The sequence below is a fragment of the Streptomyces yokosukanensis genome (genome assembly GCF_001514035.1).
Classification (GTDB): domain Bacteria; phylum Actinomycetota; class Actinomycetes; order Streptomycetales; family Streptomycetaceae; genus Streptomyces; species Streptomyces yokosukanensis.
In genome coordinates this window covers 110,201-129,477 of record NZ_KQ948208.1, presented here as the reverse complement: position 1 = coordinate 129,477, position 19,277 = coordinate 110,201, and the positions used below count along the sequence as shown (strand labels likewise).

At 67.2% G+C, this 19,277-nt stretch carries 14 protein-coding genes and 1 pseudogene; 6 read left to right on the top strand and 9 right to left on the bottom strand.

Features of this window, described 5'->3' with window-relative positions; all coding sequences use genetic code 11:
* Positions 1 to 68: 68 nt before the first annotated feature.
* The 5 genes and pseudogenes from AQI95_RS07105 to AQI95_RS07085 all read right to left on the bottom strand — a co-directional run bounded on the left by AQI95_RS07105 (position 69) and on the right by AQI95_RS07085 (position 4,988).
* Entirely contained in the window at positions 69 to 992 is a 924-nt protein-coding gene (locus AQI95_RS07105) for a type II secretion system F family protein (protein WP_067119161.1), read from the bottom strand.
* The gene (locus AQI95_RS07100) at positions 989 to 1,933 is read right to left on the bottom strand and encodes a type II secretion system F family protein (protein ID WP_067119157.1); all 945 of its coding nucleotides are present in this window, start codon (positions 1,931 to 1,933) and stop codon (positions 989 to 991) included. The genes AQI95_RS07105 and AQI95_RS07100 overlap by 4 nt, the downstream gene beginning before the upstream one ends.
* Before the next feature lie 2 nt (positions 1,934 to 1,935).
* A complete protein-coding gene (locus tag AQI95_RS07095; RefSeq protein WP_067119154.1) occupies positions 1,936 to 3,243 on the bottom strand; it encodes a TadA family conjugal transfer-associated ATPase in 1,308 nt (435 codons plus the stop codon).
* A 119-nt stretch (positions 3,244 to 3,362) separates the two neighbouring features.
* Positions 3,363 to 4,226, bottom strand: a pseudogene (locus AQI95_RS07090) (hypothetical protein); the annotation flags it as partial.
* Between the two features lie 18 nt (positions 4,227 to 4,244).
* Positions 4,245 to 4,988 carry a hypothetical protein gene (locus AQI95_RS07085; RefSeq protein ID WP_067119150.1) on the bottom strand — a complete coding sequence of 248 codons (744 nt, stop codon included), beginning with the start codon at positions 4,986 to 4,988 and terminating at the stop codon, positions 4,245 to 4,247.
* Positions 4,989 to 5,527: 539 nt separating this feature from the next.
* On the opposite strand from AQI95_RS07085, the gene AQI95_RS07080 reads away from it, so the two are divergent.
* The 4 genes from AQI95_RS07080 to AQI95_RS07065 all read left to right on the top strand — a co-directional run bounded on the left by AQI95_RS07080 (position 5,528) and on the right by AQI95_RS07065 (position 12,656).
* A complete protein-coding gene (locus tag AQI95_RS07080; protein WP_067119147.1) occupies positions 5,528 to 5,983 on the top strand; it encodes a hypothetical protein in 456 nt (151 codons plus the stop codon).
* 378 nt (positions 5,984 to 6,361) lie between these two features.
* Positions 6,362 to 7,036 (top strand): hypothetical protein, encoded by a 675-nt coding sequence (locus AQI95_RS07075; protein ID WP_067119144.1) that lies wholly within the window; start codon positions 6,362 to 6,364, stop codon positions 7,034 to 7,036.
* Positions 7,033 to 8,067: a hypothetical protein gene (locus AQI95_RS07070; RefSeq protein ID WP_067119141.1), complete on the top strand. Its 1,035-nt coding sequence runs from the start codon at positions 7,033 to 7,035 to the stop codon at positions 8,065 to 8,067. Before AQI95_RS07075 ends, AQI95_RS07070 begins: the two co-directional genes overlap by 4 nt.
* Before the next feature lie 125 nt (positions 8,068 to 8,192).
* Positions 8,193 to 12,656 (top strand): FtsK/SpoIIIE domain-containing protein, encoded by a 4,464-nt coding sequence (locus AQI95_RS07065; RefSeq protein ID WP_067119138.1) that lies wholly within the window; start codon positions 8,193 to 8,195, stop codon positions 12,654 to 12,656.
* A 105-nt stretch (positions 12,657 to 12,761) separates the two neighbouring features.
* On the opposite strand, the gene AQI95_RS07060 is transcribed toward AQI95_RS07065, so the two are convergent.
* Positions 12,762 to 13,040, bottom strand: a complete 279-nt coding sequence (locus AQI95_RS07060; RefSeq protein ID WP_067119136.1) for a WXG100 family type VII secretion target — start codon at positions 13,038 to 13,040, stop codon at positions 12,762 to 12,764.
* Between the two features lie 202 nt (positions 13,041 to 13,242).
* On the opposite strand from AQI95_RS07060, the gene AQI95_RS47250 reads away from it, so the two are divergent.
* Together AQI95_RS47250 and AQI95_RS07050 are read left to right on the top strand one after the other, a co-directional pair.
* Positions 13,243 to 13,569: a hypothetical protein gene (locus AQI95_RS47250; protein WP_067119133.1), complete on the top strand. Its 327-nt coding sequence runs from the start codon at positions 13,243 to 13,245 to the stop codon at positions 13,567 to 13,569.
* 82 nt (positions 13,570 to 13,651) lie between these two features.
* Positions 13,652 to 15,577, top strand: coding sequence for a hypothetical protein (locus AQI95_RS07050; protein WP_067119130.1), 1,926 nt, complete (start codon positions 13,652 to 13,654; stop codon positions 15,575 to 15,577).
* A gap of 25 nt (positions 15,578 to 15,602) precedes the next feature.
* Here AQI95_RS07050 and AQI95_RS47245 read toward each other — a convergent pair whose 3' ends face one another.
* The 3 genes from AQI95_RS47245 to AQI95_RS07040 form a co-directional block, all read right to left on the bottom strand.
* Positions 15,603 to 16,076, bottom strand: coding sequence for a hypothetical protein (locus AQI95_RS47245; RefSeq protein WP_159056482.1), 474 nt, complete (start codon positions 16,074 to 16,076; stop codon positions 15,603 to 15,605).
* An 835-nt stretch (positions 16,077 to 16,911) separates the two neighbouring features.
* Complete coding sequence (locus AQI95_RS07045) at positions 16,912 to 17,952, bottom strand: hypothetical protein (RefSeq protein ID WP_067119127.1); 1,041 nt, start codon at positions 17,950 to 17,952, stop codon at positions 16,912 to 16,914.
* Positions 17,940 to 18,593, bottom strand: coding sequence for a hypothetical protein (locus AQI95_RS07040; protein ID WP_067119125.1), 654 nt, complete (start codon positions 18,591 to 18,593; stop codon positions 17,940 to 17,942). Before AQI95_RS07040 ends, AQI95_RS07045 begins: the two co-directional genes overlap by 13 nt.
* Positions 18,594 to 19,277: the final 684 nt, after the last annotated feature.

Genomic DNA, 19,277 nt, shown 5'->3' with positions numbered 1-19,277 from the left:
GTTGGCAGTAGATTCACGCGCCTGGGCCGCGCCTGGGCCGCGCCTGGGCCGCGCCCGGGCAGGACGGCTCACACCTGGAACACCCGCATCGCCGCCGGAAAGATCAGGAACACCAGGAAGCCGGCGCACAGCAGCAGCTGTGCCACGAGCATCGACTGGGACTTCTCGCCCGCACTGCCCTCGATCTCGGCGAGTTCGCGGTGCCGCATGGTCTCGGCGCGGGAGGCGAGCGACTCGCGCACCTTGGCACCGTCGTCCTGGACCAGTGCCAGCGAGGCGGAGAGGTCCTTCAGCTCCTCCACGCCCAGCTCCTCGCCGAGCATCCCCAGGGCGTGCCACTGGCTGTGCCCCGTGATCCGGGCGTCGGCCAGGGCGTTGCGGATGCGCTGGTTGGCCCAGCCGTCGGAGATCTCGGCCGCCGCCATCAGCGCCTCCGGCAGACCGCGTCCGCCGGCCAGGCTCATCGACACCAGGTCCAGGTACGCGCCGATGACCCGGCGCAGGTCCCGGCGCTTGTCGGCCGCGTCGCGCCGTACCTCCAGGTCGGGCAGGAAGAAGAACAGTGCCGCGCAGAGCAGGGCCAGCCAGACCGGAATGACCGGGCTGGAGCCGAAGCCCATCGTCCAGACCACGGCGAAGAGGAACGGCCCGAAGATCAGACCGGTCGTCCCCAACAGCACCTTGGTCGCAAGGAAATTCTCCCAACTCCGTTCCAGGACGGCCAGATCGGCGCGGAGCGAGCGCTGCTCCCAGCCCTGCTGGAGGTAGAACTCGCAGACGCGGGCGCCGACACGGGCACGCAGCGAGCCGAACCGGCCCTGGGCCTCCTTCGTCTGGCGCGCGGACTCGTACGCCGTTCCGCGCGCCCGCAGCGCGTCGATCCGCGCGACCTGGGCGACCGCGCTGCGCCTGGTCGGCATCAGGGCACGGATCAGGGCGTAGACGCCGAGGCCGAAGACGACGCCGACGACGATCGGGAGCGTGAGACTCATCCCCGAACCCCTTCCTCCTGGGCCACCGGGGTGCGTGGCCGCACGAACAGCACCGCCGACTCGTCCCGGACCAGGAAGCGTTCGGGCGTCTCGATGGTGGACAGCTTGCGCAGCCACCAGAAGCCGAGCGCGAACAGGGCGCAGACCAGGGCGAGCACGAGCTGGCCGACAGGGGTGCCGTACGGCGCGACGAAGTCCCGGTTGAAGACGGCGAGTCCGAGGACGAACGCGACCGACACGGCGACGACGATCTGCACCGAGCGCCGGGTCGAGGCGCGTTGGGCCATCACGCGCTGGCGCATGTCGACCTCCTCGCGTGCGGACTTGGCGAGCGCGCCGAGCACCTGCCGCAGACCGGGACCGCGCAGCCGGGCGTTGAGGATCAGCGCGGCCACGATGATGTCGGCGGACGCGTCGTCGATCTCGTCGGCGAGCATCTGCAGCGCGTCGGGCAGCGGGGTGCGGGCGCGCAACCGGTCCACGAGCCCGTCGAGATGGGGCCGCAGGACGGGGGCGGCCGCCCGCGCGGACGCGGGGATGGCCTGCTCCAGGCCGACGGCGCCGGCGATGGTGTCGCGCAGGGACTCGGTCCAGGAGGCGAGGGCCTCCACGCGGCGCATGGCGGCGCGCTCCTCGGCGGCGCCGCCGAAGAGCCGGTCCCAGAAGAAGACGAGGACGCCCGCGGCGATGCCGGCCACCGCCCAGCGGGTCAGCAGCAGCACGGCGAGGCCGACGATGACGGCGAGCGAGCCGCGCTGACCGGCGAACCGGAGCAGTTCGGCGGCGCGTTCGTCGGCGCGCTGCTTCTCGTGCTCGGGCTTCGCGGGCAGGCCGCGGATCGCGATCAGCAGCAGCGCGAGTCCGCCCCCGACGGCGACGCCGCTGCCGATGGAGTACAGGACCGTGGTCGAGAACAGGGCACCGAGTGCGCCGAAGTCCATGGTCACCCCCAGTTTCCGTGGGGCCGGTAGCCGTAGGCCATCAGGTCCTCCAGGCAGGCGATGGGCGCATGCGGTACGACCCGTCCGTCCGCGGCCTCGGCGAAGACCTCGCTGGACAGGACGCGGCCGTCGACGCCGTTGACCTCACGGACGGAGGTGACCATGCGCTGGAGCCGGCCTCCGGTCTGGTAGTCGTTGCGCCGCTGGATGAAGATGACGAAGTTGACCGCGCCCGCGATCAGCATCTGGCTGGCCTCGATGGGCAGCCGCTCGGTCGCCTGCAGCGCGTACGTCGAGATGCGGTTGAAGACCTCGCTGGAGCTGTTGGCGTGGATCGTGGACAGCGAGCCGTCGTTGCCCTGCGACATCGCGTTCAGCATGGTGACGATCTCGTCGCCCAGCACCTCACCGACGATGACGCGGGACGGGTTCATACGCAGCGACCTGCGCACCAGCTCCGCCATGGGAATGGCGCCCTGCCCCTCGGAGTTGGGCAGCCGCTCCTCGAACGCGACGACGTTCGGGTGCAGGTCGGGGAAGGTGTCGAGGCCCAGTTCCAGGGCGCGTTCGACGGTGACGAGCCGCTCGTGCGGCGGGATCTCGTTGGCGAGCGCCCGCAGCAGGGTGGTCTTTCCGGCGTTGGTGGCCCCGGCGATCATGATGTTCTTGCGGGCGCGGACCGCGCAGGCCATGAAGTGGGCGACCTCCGGCGTCAGCGTGCCGTTGCCCACGAGGTCGGATATGAACACCTTGCCCATGCGGGCGCGTCGGATGGACAGCGCGGGCCGCCGGGCGACGTCCATGACGGCGGAGAGCCGGGAGCCGTCCGGCAGCCGCAGGTCCAGCTGCGGGTTGGCGGAGTCGAAGGGCCGCGAGGACAGGCCGGAGTAGGCGCCGAGCACCTGGATCAGCTCGATGAGTTCCTCGTCGGACTCGGCGACGGGCTCACCCCTGACCTCGCGCCCGTCGGCGTAGCCGACGAAGACCTGGTCGCAGCCGTTGATGTCGATGTTCTCGACGTCGGGGTCGTCCAGCAGCGGCTGCAGCCGTCCCACGCCGAACAGCGCCGCGTGCACGGCGGCGGCGTACTGCTCCTCGGTCTCCGCGTCCAGCGGCGCCCGGCCCGCGTTGATCTCGGCGCGGGCGTACTCCTCCAGGATCTGCGCGATCACCGCGCGGGCGTACTGCCGCTCGTCCTCCGTGGACATCGGCGCGACACCGCTGACCTGGTCCAGCCGCCGCTGCTCGGCGATACGGTCACCGGCGTCCTGCCGGAACCGCTTGACCAGCTGGTGGTCGACAGCGGTCATCGGTCGGCCCCCGCGTGGCCCTGCTGGGGCTGGTACGGCGGCTGCGACCGGCCCTGCTGAGCCGCCGGCTGGGACTGGTGAGCCTGCTGGTACTGAGCTTGGTGGGCCTGCTGAGCCTGATGGGTCTGCTGAGCCTGATGGGCCTGCTGAGCCTGGTGGGCCTGCTGAGCCTGGGCGGAGACGGCCCAGGCGGCGCCGTACTGCTGGTTCAGGTCGGCGGCGACCTTGCGGGCCGAGCGGACCAGCAGCGACTTGTCGAGACGGCCCCGCTTGCGGCCGGCCAGCATGTCGGCGCCGGCCGGGTCGTCCGCGAGGGTGCCGACGACCCGGGCGCCGGTCTGGGCGTGCACCAGCATGTCGTTGACCTGGTTGACGAGCTTGCCGGAGCCGGCCGGGTCGGCGATCAGTACGACGCCGATGAGCGGGGTGGCGAGGGCGGCGGCACCACGTGCCCCGCCGTGCAGCCGCGTCGACAGATGGGCGGCCCGGTCCCGGACCCGGGCCAGCGCCTCCGGTTCGGTACGGGAGAGGAGCAGCACGAGCGCCGCGTGCGGGAACAGCTCCACGGCCGGGGTGTCGCCGCTGATGCGCCCGCAGTCGGCGACGACGTCGGCGGGCGCGTGGGGCGAGTCCGCGAGGGAGGCGAAGGAGTGTCCGAGGGTGGGCCACAGGCTGGCGAGCCCGGCTGCCTGTTCGGCGACACCGAGCCCCACGAGCACCTCCAGCCCACCGCTCAACGGCTGGACGTGGTCCCAGAGCTGGTCGGGCACCAGCCCGCGCCGGGCGGTCGCGGCTATCGACAGCAGGCCGGTGTTGGGGTTGAGCGGCCCACCGTGCGCGGCGGTGCTGCGGTACACGAGGTCACCGCCCGCCGGGTCGGTCTCGGCAAGCAGGACGCGGCGCGGCCAGACGGCGGCGAGGGCGACGGCCGCCGTGGTGACACCGGGGGAACCCTTGTCGGCGGCGAGAGCGATGAGCGCCATGGGGTGGGGAGCCGCCTTCTAGTTGCCGGAGCCGGAGACGTGCACGACGGCGATCGACTGGTCGGAGGCGGCGCGTGCCACGGCGGCGGCGTCGGACTGGTCGACGATCAGGGACAGCGACAGATTGCCGGTGCTGACGGTCGCGTCGCCGCCGTCCTTCTTGTCACCGACCTTGGCGGTGGTGATGAGGTCACCGGAGGAACCGGAAGAGGAGCCGGTGCCGTTGCTCGCACCCGTGCCCGTGCCGGTCTTGCTCGAACCGGAGCTGCCGCCACCGACGTTGTAGACGGCGACCGTGTCTCCGCCCTGGATGTCCAGCGGGTACTGGCCCTCCTTGAGGGACACACCGACGACGGCCTTGCCGGCCGGCAGCACATTGCCCTTGGTGAACATCTGCCCCACGACGATCGTGCCCGGATAGATCGTGGTCCGCGCCTTGTAACCCTTCAAGGCGCCCAACTGGTCCCACCGGACGTAGTCGATGCCGCTGTCGTCGGCGACCATCACGGACGTGGAGTTGTCCTGGTTGACCGACTGGCCGACCTGGATCGGCTGCGTCACCTTGACGACCTCGATCCGGTTCCCGGCACGCAGCACGAGCGTGGTCGCGCCCAGCGCACCGAGCAGGATCAGCAGCACCGCGAGCGCGGCCAGGGCGGGCTTGCGCTCCCGAGGCGGCGTGGGAAGCCGGTCGCCGACCGGCGCCTGAGCCGGAGCGGCGGAACGACCGGCGCCCGCCCCCGTACGCTCTTGGATCTTCACGCAACCGCTCCCCGTACGCCCAAGAAAGTCTGGCCTGTCACTTTCCGCCCATATCCCGCTCGCAACCGGGCCGTTCACGACACCGGGGCACTTCGCCGACTCGGCGTGTGCGGATATCCAGCACCGGGGCGAGTGTCAAGCCATCGCACCGTATCAGCCGCACATAAGCCCCTCAAGGCGCGTCCCAACTCCTTGCGCACGTAGGTGAAACGGGGGCGCGTCCCTCACGCATCGCCCATCAGGCCTGCACAGTTCACTCACGGAAGCAGGGGTCCCGCTCGTGCCGAGCCGGTCCGGCACCTGTCACCCAGGGGCGGCGGCCGAACAACTCAAGCAGCGGCAAAGGTAGAGTCAAATCGTCCGCTCGATGCGCAAGCCTGACGGGCGATCCACGATGCCCTGGACGCGGCACGGGGGGCGTACGACAAGATCCTGCAGGGCGTGCAGGACGAAGAAGAGCAAGAAGAAGGCCGGCGCCACGAAGTAGGTTGCCGTGCAGAACCTTTCCCGCAGGACACGGCCGTTCCCGAGGTTCCCTGATGACTGCTGCGAACTCACCCGTCTACGAGGCACACTTCGTCCGGACGCCTTTCCAGCTGCTCGGCGGCATGAAGTGGAAGAAACTGGTTGCCCTGCGTGTCGACGGGGAAGGCGTACTGCTCGGGGGCGCCCCCGCGCGCTACGAGCGCCAACTCGCCTTTGTGCCGTGGCAGGACATCACGTCCATCGTGGTGTGGCATCAGCGCACCGCCGGAAACGGGGTCAACCACATCGGAGTGCAGCGCAAGCCCGGCGCGCCCGCCCTGCCCGGGATGAACAGCGGCGTCAGTCGAGAGACGGCCGCGATGCTGGCCCCGCATGTGGACTACGAGTTGCTCCTGGCGAGCCGCCCCATCAACTTCTGGCGACTCGCCCCAGAGCGGCTCCAGGCGGCGGTGGACGCGTTTGCGCCTCACGTTCCCGTACTGGTCTATTCCCAGCCACACCTGTCGTAGGTCCCGAGGACCTCTGCCCCTCGGGAGTCCATCGCGAGCCGCCGGTCCGTGCCCGTCGCCGACGCCGAACGACGCATCGATGCCACGAACTACGCCCTCTCCCAGGCGGCTGGCCCTCACCGGGACGACTCGCTCAACCACATGCCTGCTGAAGAACGCCAAGGGCGCCTGGCGGACAAGCACTCTCCGTAGCGACAGGGACCGTCGTGGCAGGTGCCACCGCCCTCGCCTGCACTGTGTTCACACCGAGCGCACCCACAAGGGTCGGTATATCCGAATTAGCCGTCCCCTCAAGAGAGTTCGCTCTGGCGAAACCGAGAACCCCACCGATACCGTCTGTGGTCTTGACTGAACTTCTGTCTCACGGGGGAGTCCACTGTGAAGCGCCGCACTTTGCCCGTCGCCGCCGCGCTCGCCGTAACTGCAGCCCTGCTGCTGACGGCTTGCGGCGGCGGGGACGACGGCTCCAAGGACAACGACAAGATCGCCGGGGCTGACGCCGGCGGCACGAAGACGTCGGCATCGCCGAGCGCATCGGACGCCGCAAGGAACATCGACCGTCCGACGATGAAGTTCCCCTCGGATTTCAAGATGGTGTTCGACCGCACCGAACCGTCCGACGCCAAGAATGCCGCGGTACTCGGCGACGCCGAGAACTTCGTTCGCGCCATCAACTACGGCGTCGTCCAGCAGAACGCCGAGGACGGGGCGTACAAGTTCTACTCCACACCTGACGGCACCGCTCAGGCATACGCCAGGAAACAGATCAAGCAGTACGTCGACGGCGGCTGGACCGTCACCGGAGTCCAGCGCTACTCGCGCGCCAAGGTCGACATGACCAGCGGCGGCAATCGCGCATCGGTCTCCTTCTGCGACGACGACTCGAAGTTCTACGGCAAGGAAGTCAAGTCCAAGAAGATCCTCAAGACCAAGCCGAGCGACAAGGACTACTACTTCTTCGAAATCGTGATGACGGCCTCCAAGGGGGCCAAGGGCCTGTGGACCGCCGAGGACATCGAGGTACAGAAGGAGGCCACGCAGTGCAAAGGATGAAGCGCGGCAGCCTCTGCGTTGCGGGTGTGACTGCCGCCCTGATCCTCGCATCGGCACCCAGCTCATTCGCCGGCGGCCCTATCGACAAGGGAACGACCGACGCAGATTCCGACGCCGGCCTCACGAACAACAAGCTATACGCGGCGGTCTCGTACGACACCACGAAGAACGGCTCCGGTTCGTCCGTGGGCCCTGTCTCGGTCACCGGAAGTTCCTGGGCGCCACCGGCCTGCTGGCTGGCCCCCAGCTGGACTTCGAAGCAGTTCGCGAAGCAAGTAGAATCCGACTACAAGCAGGTGACAACCGACCCCAACCAGCCGGAATACGCGAGGCATGCCACGTATGACTTCCGGCAGAATTACAAGGACGGCGAATACAAGAACTACAATCTCGACAAGCAAGATGAGGGAATGTGGTGGGGGGCCGTCGAGAATCCGAACGCTCCTATTCTCGAACGGACCGCCTGCAACACGACACTGCCCTTCTGGGTCAAGAACGGTGAAACCCCCCACGTCAAGAACGCCATCACTCCGGAGATCCTGGCCGGGCTCGCCTACGAGCAGATCAAGGTCCCGAGCACCAAGGTGTCGCTCGCTCCCGACGACACCACCAAGGTCAACCTCCGCACGTGGGCTTGGCTGGACAAAGCTGAGTTCAAGCCCGTTTCCGTCACGGCATCAATCACCGCACCGGGCCTGAATCTCCAGGCCACCACCGTGGCCAAGCCGGTGTCCCTGAAGCTCCAGCCCGGAACAGGGGACGCCGAGACCTATCCCGCATCCGGCGAGTGCGCGATCAACGACGACGGATCGATCGGGGAGCCGTACGCAAACGGCAAGGCCGATGAGACCCCACCCTGCGGCATCAGGTACCTCCGCTCCTCCGGCGACGCCACCTTCCCATTGAAGGCAACCATCACCTGGCAGATCACGTGGACGGGAACCGGTGGAGCGGGCGGCGACCTACCCGATGGCACGTTCGGCAACGAACAGGACGTGAAAGTCCAGGAGATCCAGACCGTGAACCGCTGAGGTGCACCCATGTGTGGTCGTCCTGCGAAGGCCGCTGGCACCCAAGCACCACCGGCTGCACCGTATAGCCTTTGCGGGCATGTCAACGTGGCGATGCCACGGTTCCCCAGGAAGGAACACGGTCGATGCGGCTGTCCGTGACGGTGGTCCGCCAAGGCACGGATCCACAGGACGTCATCCTCGACTTCGGTGAGGACGCGAGCGTCGCCGAGGTGGCCAAGGCACTGGCCCACGCGGCCGTCTCCGCCCCTGCTCCCGTCCCCACCACCGTCACCACACTGCCGCACAGTCGGCACGGCGCGCACGACAGACGGCTCGGCGATGCGCTCGCACCCACCGCAGCGGGACTGTGGGCCGACGGGCGGCACTGCGACCCGGACGTACCGGCGGGCGACGTGCTCCGCGACGGCATGCGGATAACCGTCGACGACTCCATCGGTCCGTATCTGCGGGCGGGCGAACCCTCCGGGCGGTACGAACTGCGGGTCACCGCGGGCCCCGGCGCCGGCCGGGTCGCCCGGCTGGCCGCGGGTGTGACCACGATCGGGTCGGGGCCCGGCTGCACCATCACCGTCCCCGACGCCCGCCTCCCCCACGAGGCCCTGCGCGTGAGCGTCGCCGTCGACGGCCGGGTCACCCTGGCGCCCGGACCGGCAGGTGCGCAGGTGCTCCTCGACGGCGAGGCCGTCGCCGAGGAGCGCGAGTGGCCACAGGGCGCGCTCGTCTCCTGCGGCAGCTCCCAGCTGGTCCTCGACCATCCGGTCGCGCCCGACGCGCACCTGGCACCGATGGGAGAGGGAGGACTGGCCTACAACCGCCCGCCCCGGCTGAGTTCACTGCCGCCGCGGGCGAGGCTGGTGGTACCGGAGGCTCCCGGCAAGGCCGAGCGCCATCGCTTCCAACTGATCGCCTCCATCACCCCGTTGATCTTCGGGGTAGTCATGTACCTCATGACCAAGCAGACGTACACGCTTCTGTTCTGCTTGATGAGCCCGGTGATGATGGCCGGCGAATGGGTCAGCCAGAACCGCGAGGGCAAGAAGAAGCACCGCACCACGGTGAAGGACTACAAGGCCCAGAAGGCCAAGTACGACGAGGACTTGGCCCGTCTGTGCGCAGCGGATCAGCGGGCCCGGCGCGACGCCTACCCGGATGCCGCCTCCCTCCTGCTGTTCGCGACCGGACCACGGCGCCGCCTGTGGGAGCGCAGGCTGACCGACCCCGACGCCCTGGCGCTGCGCGTCGGCGTCGCCGACCTCCCTGCCAACATCGAGCTCGCCGGCTCTCGGACGAAGAACGACGATGGGCCGCCCGCCCCGCCGATCGTGCACGACGTACCGGTCCCGCTGCCGTTCACCGAACTGGGTGTGGTGGGTCTGGCCGGAGCGCGCTTTCAGGCGCTCGCCAGCGCCCGCTGGCTCACGGTCCAGTCTGCCGTCCTGCACAGCCCGCGCGATCTGTCGGTCGTGGTGCTCTCCTCCGCCCCGGACGCCGGGGACGCCTGGAACTGGGCGCACTGGCTGCCTCACACCGCGCCGCGCGACGGACAGGAATGCGTCTCGCTCATCGGCACGGACTCCGAGACCATCGGGCGACGCGTCACGGAACTGCTCAACGAACTCAATCGCCGCAAGGCGGCCGCCGCCCCGGCCGGCGCCATGGGGCAGCTGCGGCCCGACCCGCATGTCCTGATCGTTCTGGACGGGGCCCGGCTGCTCCGCCGGGTGCCGGGCGTTCCCCAGCTGCTGCAGGAGGGACCGCTGTACGGCATGTTCGCGCTGTGCGTGGACGAGGACGAGCGGCTGCTGCCCGAGGAGTGCCGCGTCGCGATCGGCTGGCCGATGGGCTCCGCCGACCGCGTGGTGCTGCGCGGCGCGCGGCTCGACGCACTGGGCGAGGTGCTGGCCGACCAGGTGTCCGGCGAGTGGTGCGAGCTGGTGGCCCGCTCGCTGGCCCCCGTGCGAGACGTCAGCCGCGACGACGCGGACAGTGCACTGCCGTCGGCGGCACGCCTGCTCAACCTGCTGCAGATGCCCGATCCCACGGGCGCCGCCATCGAGCTGATGTGGCGGTCCGGCGGTGCCTCCACCCGCTTCCCGGTCGGCATCGGGGCCGAGGGAACCTTCTCCCTCGATCTCCGGCTGGACGGGCCGCACGGGCTCGTCGCCGGCACCACGGGTGCCGGTAAGTCCGAGCTGCTGCAGACGCTCATCACCTCGCTGGCCGTCCACAACCGGCCCGACGCCCTGAACTTCGTCCTGATCGACTACAAAGGCGGCGCCGCGTTCCTTGACTGTGCGCGGCTCCCGCACACCGTCGGCATGGTCAGCGACCTCGACGCGCATCTGACGGAGCGCGCTCTGGCCTCACTCGCCGCCGAGCTGAGGCGGCGCGAGGAACTCCTGCTCAGCGCCGCGCCGGCGAAGGACATCGAGGACTACACCGACGCCCGGCGGCTGCGGCCCGAACTGGAGCCGATGCCCCGCCTGGTCATCATCATCGACGAATTCGCCGCGCTGGTGGCCGAGTTGCCCGACTTCGTCACCGGTCTGGTCGACATCGCACGCCGAGGACGTTCTCTCGGCGTCCACCTCATTCTCGCCACGCAGCGTCCGGCAGGTGTCGTCAGCCAGGACATCCGCGCCAACACGAACCTGCGCATCGCGCTGCGCGTGACCAACAGGGACGAGTCCGCGGACGTCATCGAGGCCCCGGACGCCGGGAGCATCGCGAAGTCCACCCCGGGCCGGATGTACGTACGCTCGGGCGCGAACGCGCTGGTGGCGGTCCAGTCGGCACGCATCGGCGGCCGGCGGCCCGGGCTGTCGTCACGCCCTGCCGTCAACCTCGTCCCACTGCCCTGGAACGCGGTCGGCCGTCCCCTGCCGAAGGCGGCCGACGACGGCGACGACGGCACCCTGGTGACGGATCTCGCGGTGCTGGTGGACGCCATCGCGGACGGTTCACGCCGCATGGGCTTCGGCGAACCGCACAGGCCGTGGCTGCCTCCGCTGCCCGAGCACATCACGGTCGCCGACCTGAGTCAGGAAGCCGGTCCCGGGTACGGTGACCTGCCGCCGGCTGTCTTCGGCGTCATCGACGTCCCCGCCCGCCAGGCCCGATCACCGCTCGCCCTGGACCTGGTGAACGGCGAGCACCTGCTGATCGTCGGTGGCCCCCGCTCCGGACGCTCGACCGCGCTGCGCACGATCGCCGCCTCGGTGGCCAGGACCACGTCCCCGTCCGACGCGCACCTGTACGGCATCGACTGCGGAGCCAACGTCCTCCTGCCGCTGACCCGGCTGCCGCAGTGCGGCGGCATCGTCACCCGGGACGAGTCCGAACGTCTGGTACGGCTGCTGGGCCGTCTCCAGGGCGAGGTGACCCGGCGCCAGCAACTCCTCGCCCATCTCGGCGTCTCCAGCGTCGCGGAGCAGCGGGCATCGGCCCACGGCGAGGAGAGGCTGCCGTACATGGTGCTGCTCCTGGACGGCTGGGAGGGGTACGTCTCGACCTTCGAGGGCTACGACTACGGCAAGCTGATCGAAGCCGTCACACGGCTCTTCCGCGAGGGCCCCGCCGTCGGCCTGCGCGTGGTGATGACCACGGACCGCAGCGGCATGACCGGCCCCGTGACCAGCTCTTTCGGCGAGCGTCTGATCCTGCGGCTCACCGACCCCAACGACTACGGCATGGCCGGCATCAATCCGCGTTCCGTGCCCAAGGACATGCCACCCGGGCGGGCTCTGCGTCTCACGGACGACGGGGTCCAGGAATGCCAGCTGGCCCTGCTGGCCGCCGACCCGGCCGGCAAGGCCCAGGTGGAGGCATTGCAGCAGATCGCCACCGAGGCCGCCCGCAGCCACCCGCGGCCGCCGCGACGGCTCCGGCCGATGCGCGTGGACGCCCTGCCCATCCGGTGCACGGCGGAGGAAGCGCTGGCCCTGGAACCGGAGTTCGGCCCCACCTCGGACCTCTGGGCCCTGGTGGGCGTCGGCGGCGACGAACTGGCCCCGCTGGGCGCCGATCTGTCGGAGGCCGGCCCTGGCTTCGTCATCGCCGGGCCGCCGAAGTCGGGCCGGTCGAGCACCCTGATCACGATGGCCCGGTCGATGACCCGCCGCGGCCTGCCCGTCGTACTGATCACCCCGAAGCGCTCACCGTTGAAGAACCTGGAGGGCGAACCCGGCGTCCTCGGCGTCCTGAACGGGGACGCCTCCCAGCACGACCTCACCGACCTTCTGTCACCGGTGTCGACCGAGCGCTACGCGGTCCTCGTGGACGACGCGGAACTGCTCTACGACTCCGCGCTGGCCGAGGGGCTGGAGGAGGTCGTCCGCAGTGGACTGGACGGCGACCACGCCGTCATCGCGGCGGGTTCGGCCGAGACCCTGGGATCCCAGTACCGCGGCTTCGTGGTCGAGGCACGACGCAACCGCCTCGGTCTGCTCCTCGCCCCCACCCCGGACGCCGGTGAACAACTCTTCGGCATCCGCCTGCCCCGCACGGCCTCGGCGGGCCCTGCGGGCCGGGGCATTCTCGTCCAGGGCGGCTCGGTGACTCAGGTGCAGGCGGTCATCGATGACTGAGCAGGCCTGAGAAGCTCGTGACACGAAAACAGCCCGGGGCGGGTTGTCCGACGTTTCGGACAAGCCGCCCCGGGCCGTAACTACCGGCTCCTTGCACCCCGTCGGTCAGTGACCGTGGGTGGCCCGGTGGATGTTCTGGTGGTTGGTGTGCGAGGCCTGGTGGGCCTCGTGCAGCAGGTCCACGATCTTCTGAAGGTGCGGCTTCATCGAGGCCCACTCGTGACGGAACTTGTCCGCCAGCGGACCCGTCCAGTACGCCTGGCTCTCGTCAGAAGCGGAGTTCAGACCGGAGAACACCGACTCCAGGTTCATCTTCTGGCTCTTGAAGTGATTGACCAGCTTGTTCAGCGCCTCGAGATCGGCACCACTGATATTGGACGCCATGGCTAACCGCTCCTCCCCGTATCACGAACTCTTGTCACGGGCCGTCCGCCCGCAGGTGGCACCGTACTCTACGCCACCCCGGAAACATCCGTACCGATGCCTTCGCCAACAACACACACCATCCGCACCCCAGTTGGTTCCCCCGTGCCATCATGTTGCTTCGACGCGGCCCGTGTGGATGTGACGAAGGCGGGGAGAACTCATGGGGGATCCGGCAGCACAGCAGAAGGTCGACAATCCCTGGCGAACAGCGCTGGTGTCACTGAAGAACGACCTCACATCGGAAACCGAACGCCTGAAAGGCCTGCTGGCAAAGGCAGACGCCGACATGCAGGGCAAAAAGGTATGGACCAGTGAAGCCGGCGGAGTCGCCGCGAACTTCCGGGACGACCTTCATGGAAAAAAGCAACGGATCGGGACATTGGTAGGCAAGCTGATTCCGGCCGTGCAGGCCGAAATTGCCAAGTGTCCGGAGAAGGTCTCGCCGGGCGAGGCGAAGATGATGCATATGCAGATGGAAGGCTACTGAGCCCGCCATCGAAAAATCTTCCAAAAACACTCCAACGGGGAAGTAAAAAATGGGCGAGTTCTCAGGAGTCGACCCAAAGGCCATGTTGAGCCTGATCAAGTCCTACACACAGGACAAGGGAGATCTCCGCAACAGCGCGACCAACCTCAAGTCACGCTTCGACCGCTTCGGCATCGACAGCGGCGATCTGACGCAGATCCTGAGCATCTGTACGTGGCTCGACGACCAGCTACCCGCCCTCACCCGCCACCAGGCCCTCGGGGCGGCTCTGGAGCGGGAGCACCCCGGGCTGCAGATGGTCCAAGTGCCCGAGCCGGTTATCAGCGCCGCCCAAGCCCGCAAGGACGGCAAGGACCTGGCCGACGAGTTCTCCAAGAACACGAGCGGCGACAAGAAGGCCGGCGAGAAGTACCACGAGTTGGCCGAGAAGCTGGCCGCCTACAAGGACGATCCAGACTTCTGCTCTTCGTTCTACGCCAATCTCCACCCACCGGTCCAAGCAGAGACTCTCCCCAGCCTCCTTGCCAGTACCGGCAGCTCGACAGCCAGCGAGGACCTCAAGGCGTACAGTCACGCGTTCGGTGTGGCCGTCAGTGCAGACTCTCCGGCGCCAGGATTCGACAAGATCAAGAAGATGTACGTCCAGCCGGTACCCAAGGGGGCGTACCCCTTGGGCTGGGATCGTGGGGCCATGTTGCGCTACGGCGACTTCCCCTCCTCCTTCCTCGCCCAATCCACTCGCGCCAACGTCCTCGATCAGGTCGCCAAGGACAAGGAGCAAGATTTTCGTGGCGGCGGCGAGAACGCGCGCATTCTGGGCCTGCCGGACGATACGGTCGCCCTCAACCTGGAGGCGCTCGGCGACAACCAGCGGGCCGTATTCGACGCCCTTGCACAGATGGGCGACGAGAAGAATCCGAACCTTCAAGAGCATTTGAAGCTGCTCCTGGAGTACAGCAAGATGAACAACGACGCCCAGACGGCTCTGGGTCACGCCATCGACGTCGGTTCCGGGGTTCGCGGACAGGAGGATGCAAGCGGGAACTGGCATGTCGATGCAGGCAAGCACGATGCCTGGGAGAGCACTTTCGCCTTCGACGCAATAATTGCCGCGGGCCACGCCGAGACAGATGAATTCAACGGCGTATTCAAGAAAGACATGGGAAGGCTTGCGGCTTCCTACGCGCCCGAGATACTGATCGGCGGACATAACGTCGACGAAAACAGCGGCGACTCATCCTTTGGTTCGCCGATCGAGTACGACAACATACCGGGCGTCGACCCAGCCTTCTATCTCAGCCCACAAGACACGTACCGGTTCATGAAAACGTTCAGCGATGACGACGGGATGACAGCCCCCTTCGATGAAGCGATGGGCAAACTCCAGCACGACGTGCTCATCAAAGCGGCCCAAGCTGATCATGACTCGATCGCAGCCGGCAAGGGGGATCCGCGCAGCTACGATTTCGCGGCGAAAGCCTTCGGCAACACTCAACGTCTCGAATATGACGCCGAGATGAAGATTCGCGGCGAAATGGATGAGTCGGAGAAGGCTTTCAAGGAGCACCTCAAGCAGGCTGCGATCTTGGGGTCGGAAGTGGTCGGCGAGCCCGAGCTTCCCGCGGCCTGGACGCTGGCCTGGCGTGGCGGCATGTTCGCCCTCAAGGAGTACGGCGGTGGCGCATACGTTGAATCTGGACCTGAGCGGACCGAGCAAGTCAACGAGCGCAATTTCGAAATGGTTGCTCAAGCCCGGTACACGATGGCCACGACGCTCATGGACGGGGGCTGGAAGACCACACCCCTACCCAACGATCTCAAGGGCGAGGACGGAAAACTCAAGCCTTTCGAGGAACTAGCGAAGGATCACCAACTCGAAGCCTTCAACGATTGGGCGAACGAGCAGCGAGAAGGCGAGGTCTCCTTCCACACGAAGCAAGTCCTTTCAGCCGGCGAGCTGAGCAATCAGGATGCTGACGTGTACGTCAAGGAAGCAGAAGGGGAGTAGAGCCAAGCAGTCGAGCGGCTGCACCTCAAAGACAATCCGTCGTTCCCATCAACACGTAGTCAAGAGTTGGCGCACCATGAGCCATCAGTGTGACGGTGATGTGAGTGTGCGCCTTCTCGTTGGTCATCGCTTCGACGTACTTGTTGTCACTTTTGCGTACTTGGCCTGCGCCGGTGTCCAGCTTGTATCCACGTGCCCCGAGGAGACCACTGGCGTCGCCCGAGTCGAGTACCAGGGCATTATGAGCGTTCGGCGAGGCTGGGACTTTCATGTGCGCAGCGAAAGTCCGCTTCTGCTTGCCACTGCCACATTTCCTGTCCGTGGAACCATCATCCGTGACGGTGTACCGCTCCGGCGCTTTCAAGGACTTTTGCATTGAATCCAGGAGCCACATGGCATCCTTTGACATGTGTGCACCAGCCTCGCCACTGGTCGGCCCGCCGGACGAACTACATGCAGCAAGGGCTGTCGATGCCCCGATGGCGATCAGGCACGACATCACCCGTCCGATCCTTCGCTCGCCTGTCAACCACATTGGTACGTCACCTCTCGGCTCACTGAGAATGTGGGCCTCTCATTACCGCCACACGGTTCGTCGTGGAGGCGCCAATCGAATTCTTCTCCGCATAAGAGCATCAAGATCTCACCAAAGGCAGCCCATTGACATCGTCGAGCGTGCCCTACGAGAAGGCCGGAACACAACCGGCGCAGGGGTATGTTGGTCAAATTGAGGGCAGTTCGTGACACGACTCAGGTCAGCCGTGACGTGGGCCTGCGCGGACCATGGCGGCGCCTTCGGTACGTGCGCATGGTGGGCATGCCCCTTGTCGTAGGCGTGTACCGCCCATCCGATCGTACAGATCACGACAGCAACGAGGCCCACCCAGGCCTGGCAGCCCGTCTGCGCTTCTTTGCTCTGAATGTAACGGATATCCGGATTTTCCTCCGCCAGGTTTCTGAGGGACCGTCTCCATGACCTACGCGGGTTGATCAACATCTGGATAGCCAATGGAACAATGCAGATCCACGCCAGGATCAACCACCATGGGGGCCAATACATACCCATTCCTCCTTCCGCGCCACTGCTGCACCCCACCTCAACTTGCAGAGATCCTGCAGACCATTCTGCTCAACTACGCAGCAAGATCAATGGTGTTGGACGGTTTGGCGGGGCAGGGCCGGAGCCTCGGAGAATGCGCACTCGCTTGCGCAGCAAACGCCTGAGACGGCAACACCCGAAGAGCCTGACGCTGTGACCGAGCAAGCCAAGGCCGCCGCGCTCTCAGACGGCCGGCCAGGGGCTCCGCGCACTCACTTCAGCTCAGGTCTCGTCTTCAGCGATTGACCGCCTGGGCCTCTTCGACGACAACGTTCTGGGTCTTCCCGAACGCACCGTCGGGCAGGCCGGTCGGGTTCGGGTGGCCCGTTCCGGTCCAGGTGACCTGCCAGGTGATCGTCGCCTTCAGGGGGAAGGACCCGCCGGCTGACGAACGCAGGTACTTGATGCCGCAGGGCGGGTCCTGATCCCCGAGTCCCGGGGCCCACGCCTTGCCAATGGTGCCGTCGTCATTGAACGTGCACTCGCCGCCGGCCGGGTAGGTCGTCGCATCCGGCGTGCCGGGCTCCAACTTGAGCGAGATCGGCTTGGCCGTCGTGGTGGCCTGGAGGTTCCACCCCGGTACGTTCAGCTCGGCAGTCACCGACACCGGCTTGAAGTTCTTCTTGTCCAGCCACGCCCAGGTCGCCAGGTTCACCTTGGTGGGACCTGACGGCGCGAGCGTCACGCGCGTATCCGGCAACCGGAGCCTGCTGTAGGCAAGTTGGGCCAGCACCTCGGGGGTGACGGCGTTCTTGACGGTGGGCGTCTGCCCGCTCTTCACCCAGAACGTGGCGGTGTCACAGGCGAACGCCGCCGGATCACCAGCCTTCTCCCGTGCCGGATCCCGCACCGCGTCCCACCACATGCCCTTGCCGGTCTCGGACTTGTTGAAGTCCTTGTACGGCTTTCCATTCTGGAAGTGGTCCTTGGCCATGTTGTACGCCTCGCCGACCCCACTGGCTGTGGGGATGTTCCACTCCTTCTGGAAGTGCTTCGCGAACTCGTCGGGGTTCCACTTCGGCTCGTACCAGCACGCGGGCGGTGACCAGTCGGTCACCGGCGCCAGGCCGCCGGAGTCACCGCCGCCGGAACCGCGGGTCGCCCCGTGGAAGGAGATGCGCGAGCCGATGGTCTGGCTCTTGCCCTGCTGGTTCTCACCCGACAGGTCGAACTGGGAACCACCCGGTCCCGTGGCGAACGCCAGGCCGGGTGCGAGAGCACCGGCGAATACGAACGCGCCGACGAGCAGCGTGACGGAACGCTTCAGCGCATGCATGACTGGCTTCCCCTCACGGACGTTCCCTCCGCCGTCTGCCAGACGCCCTGGGCGTTCTTCTCCAGGCGCATGTTGTACAGCACGAAGGCGTCCTTGCCGGGTGCGGAGTGGTCGACCTTTCCGGTCTTGCGGTTCTTGTTGAACGCCTTGGTCTCGTCCGAGCAGAACACGACCCCGGCCGCGTTCTTGCCGAACAAGTCGACCTTCGGGTTGAAGTAGGACGTGGTTCCTGTGAAGGTGAGCCCGGCGTCCTTCCACTTCTGCACCCACTTCACGGTGGAGACAAGGGCTTTGTCCTTGTAGTAGAAGGACATGGCCGACGTATTGGGATCACCCTTGAGGATCGCGTCGTTCATGGCATTCTGGGCACCGCCGGCGTCGGTGAGAACCGCGTCCTTCGTGGCGTCGCCGATCTCCCAGTTCTCGAAGTCGTCCTTCACGTCGCTCGGCAGCGAGATCGCCGGGCGATCGGCCGAGGCCGTCGCGCTCGGGCTGGGCGACGCCGACTGCTTCGTGTCACCGCCACCGGCGCCCGCGATCTTGTCGCTGCCCTTGTCCTTGGAACCGCTGCTGCAGGCGGACAGCGACAGGGCCGCGGCGCTCGTCAGCGCGGCCACGATGAGCAAAGGGCGGCGGTTCACGTGTGACTCCCGGTGAGGCGAGGGCTTCGCGGTGGACATGACGATACCCAGGGCACAGGGTGCCATGACGGCGAATGAGTATCGGAGCGGGAGTGCATTGTGGCCGAAATGGGCCTCATCCCCCCGTCGTCGAAGGATAGTTGTGCGCCATGTTCTATGGCATCAGGATCCCCGCACCCCTGCACGTCATCCATCCTGTAGCCACCGCCTCCCGAGTCCGCGGTACGGGTTCCAGGGGCGACTGCAGGGTGATCCTGGCATCTTCGTACGGTCGTTGCGCGTGGCTGACATTCGCGCACGCGAGACTGGCTCGGGTCACGTCTGTGGACGCGGCCGACGAGGTGCCCCGTCTCGGCTCCGTACCGTGATCACGTCCTTGCCGCCGACGATCTCAGCGACACCCGCCCGGCAGGCGATCCTCCGACGCCTCGCCATTCCTGCCCGCCCCCTGCGAAATCGTCCGCTTCCCCGTATGTGACGAAGGCGCCTTGCGGGGATGCGTGACGACGAATCCGCACTCCCGAAGCTCTTGCGTGGCACACCCGGCAGTCAGGCAATGAGGTTCACTACCTGCATGAAACGATCACGCCGTCGCATTCTTTGGAACACACATTTCCTCGCCAACGCACCCTTCATCCGCGTGTGCCGTGAAATCCCTTCGCGGAATCCCTACGCGGCCTTGAT

Excerpts from the sequence above, each read along its gene's own strand:
- AQI95_RS47250 (WP_067119133.1), top strand. The coding sequence starts at position 13,243 with ATGGGGGATCCGGCAGCACAGCAGAAGGTCGACAATCCCTGGCGAACA.
- AQI95_RS07100 (WP_067119157.1), bottom strand. The coding sequence starts at position 1,933 with ATGGACTTCGGCGCACTCGGTGCCCTGTTCTCGACCACGGTCCTGTAC.
- AQI95_RS07070 (WP_067119141.1), top strand. The coding sequence starts at position 7,033 with ATGAAGCGCGGCAGCCTCTGCGTTGCGGGTGTGACTGCCGCCCTGATC.
- AQI95_RS07105 (WP_067119161.1), bottom strand. The coding sequence starts at position 992 with ATGAGTCTCACGCTCCCGATCGTCGTCGGCGTCGTCTTCGGCCTCGGC.
- AQI95_RS07060 (WP_067119136.1), bottom strand. The coding sequence starts at position 13,040 with ATGGCGTCCAATATCAGTGGTGCCGATCTCGAGGCGCTGAACAAGCTG.
- AQI95_RS07050 (WP_067119130.1), top strand. The coding sequence starts at position 13,652 with ATGTTGAGCCTGATCAAGTCCTACACACAGGACAAGGGAGATCTCCGC.
- AQI95_RS07080 (WP_067119147.1), top strand. The coding sequence starts at position 5,528 with ATGACTGCTGCGAACTCACCCGTCTACGAGGCACACTTCGTCCGGACG.
- AQI95_RS47245 (WP_159056482.1), bottom strand. The coding sequence starts at position 16,076 with ATGTCGTGCCTGATCGCCATCGGGGCATCGACAGCCCTTGCTGCATGT.
- AQI95_RS07095 (WP_067119154.1), bottom strand. The coding sequence starts at position 3,243 with ATGACCGCTGTCGACCACCAGCTGGTCAAGCGGTTCCGGCAGGACGCC.
- AQI95_RS07065 (WP_067119138.1), top strand. The coding sequence starts at position 8,193 with ATGCGGCTGTCCGTGACGGTGGTCCGCCAAGGCACGGATCCACAGGAC.
- AQI95_RS07045 (WP_067119127.1), bottom strand. The coding sequence starts at position 17,952 with ATGCATGCGCTGAAGCGTTCCGTCACGCTGCTCGTCGGCGCGTTCGTA.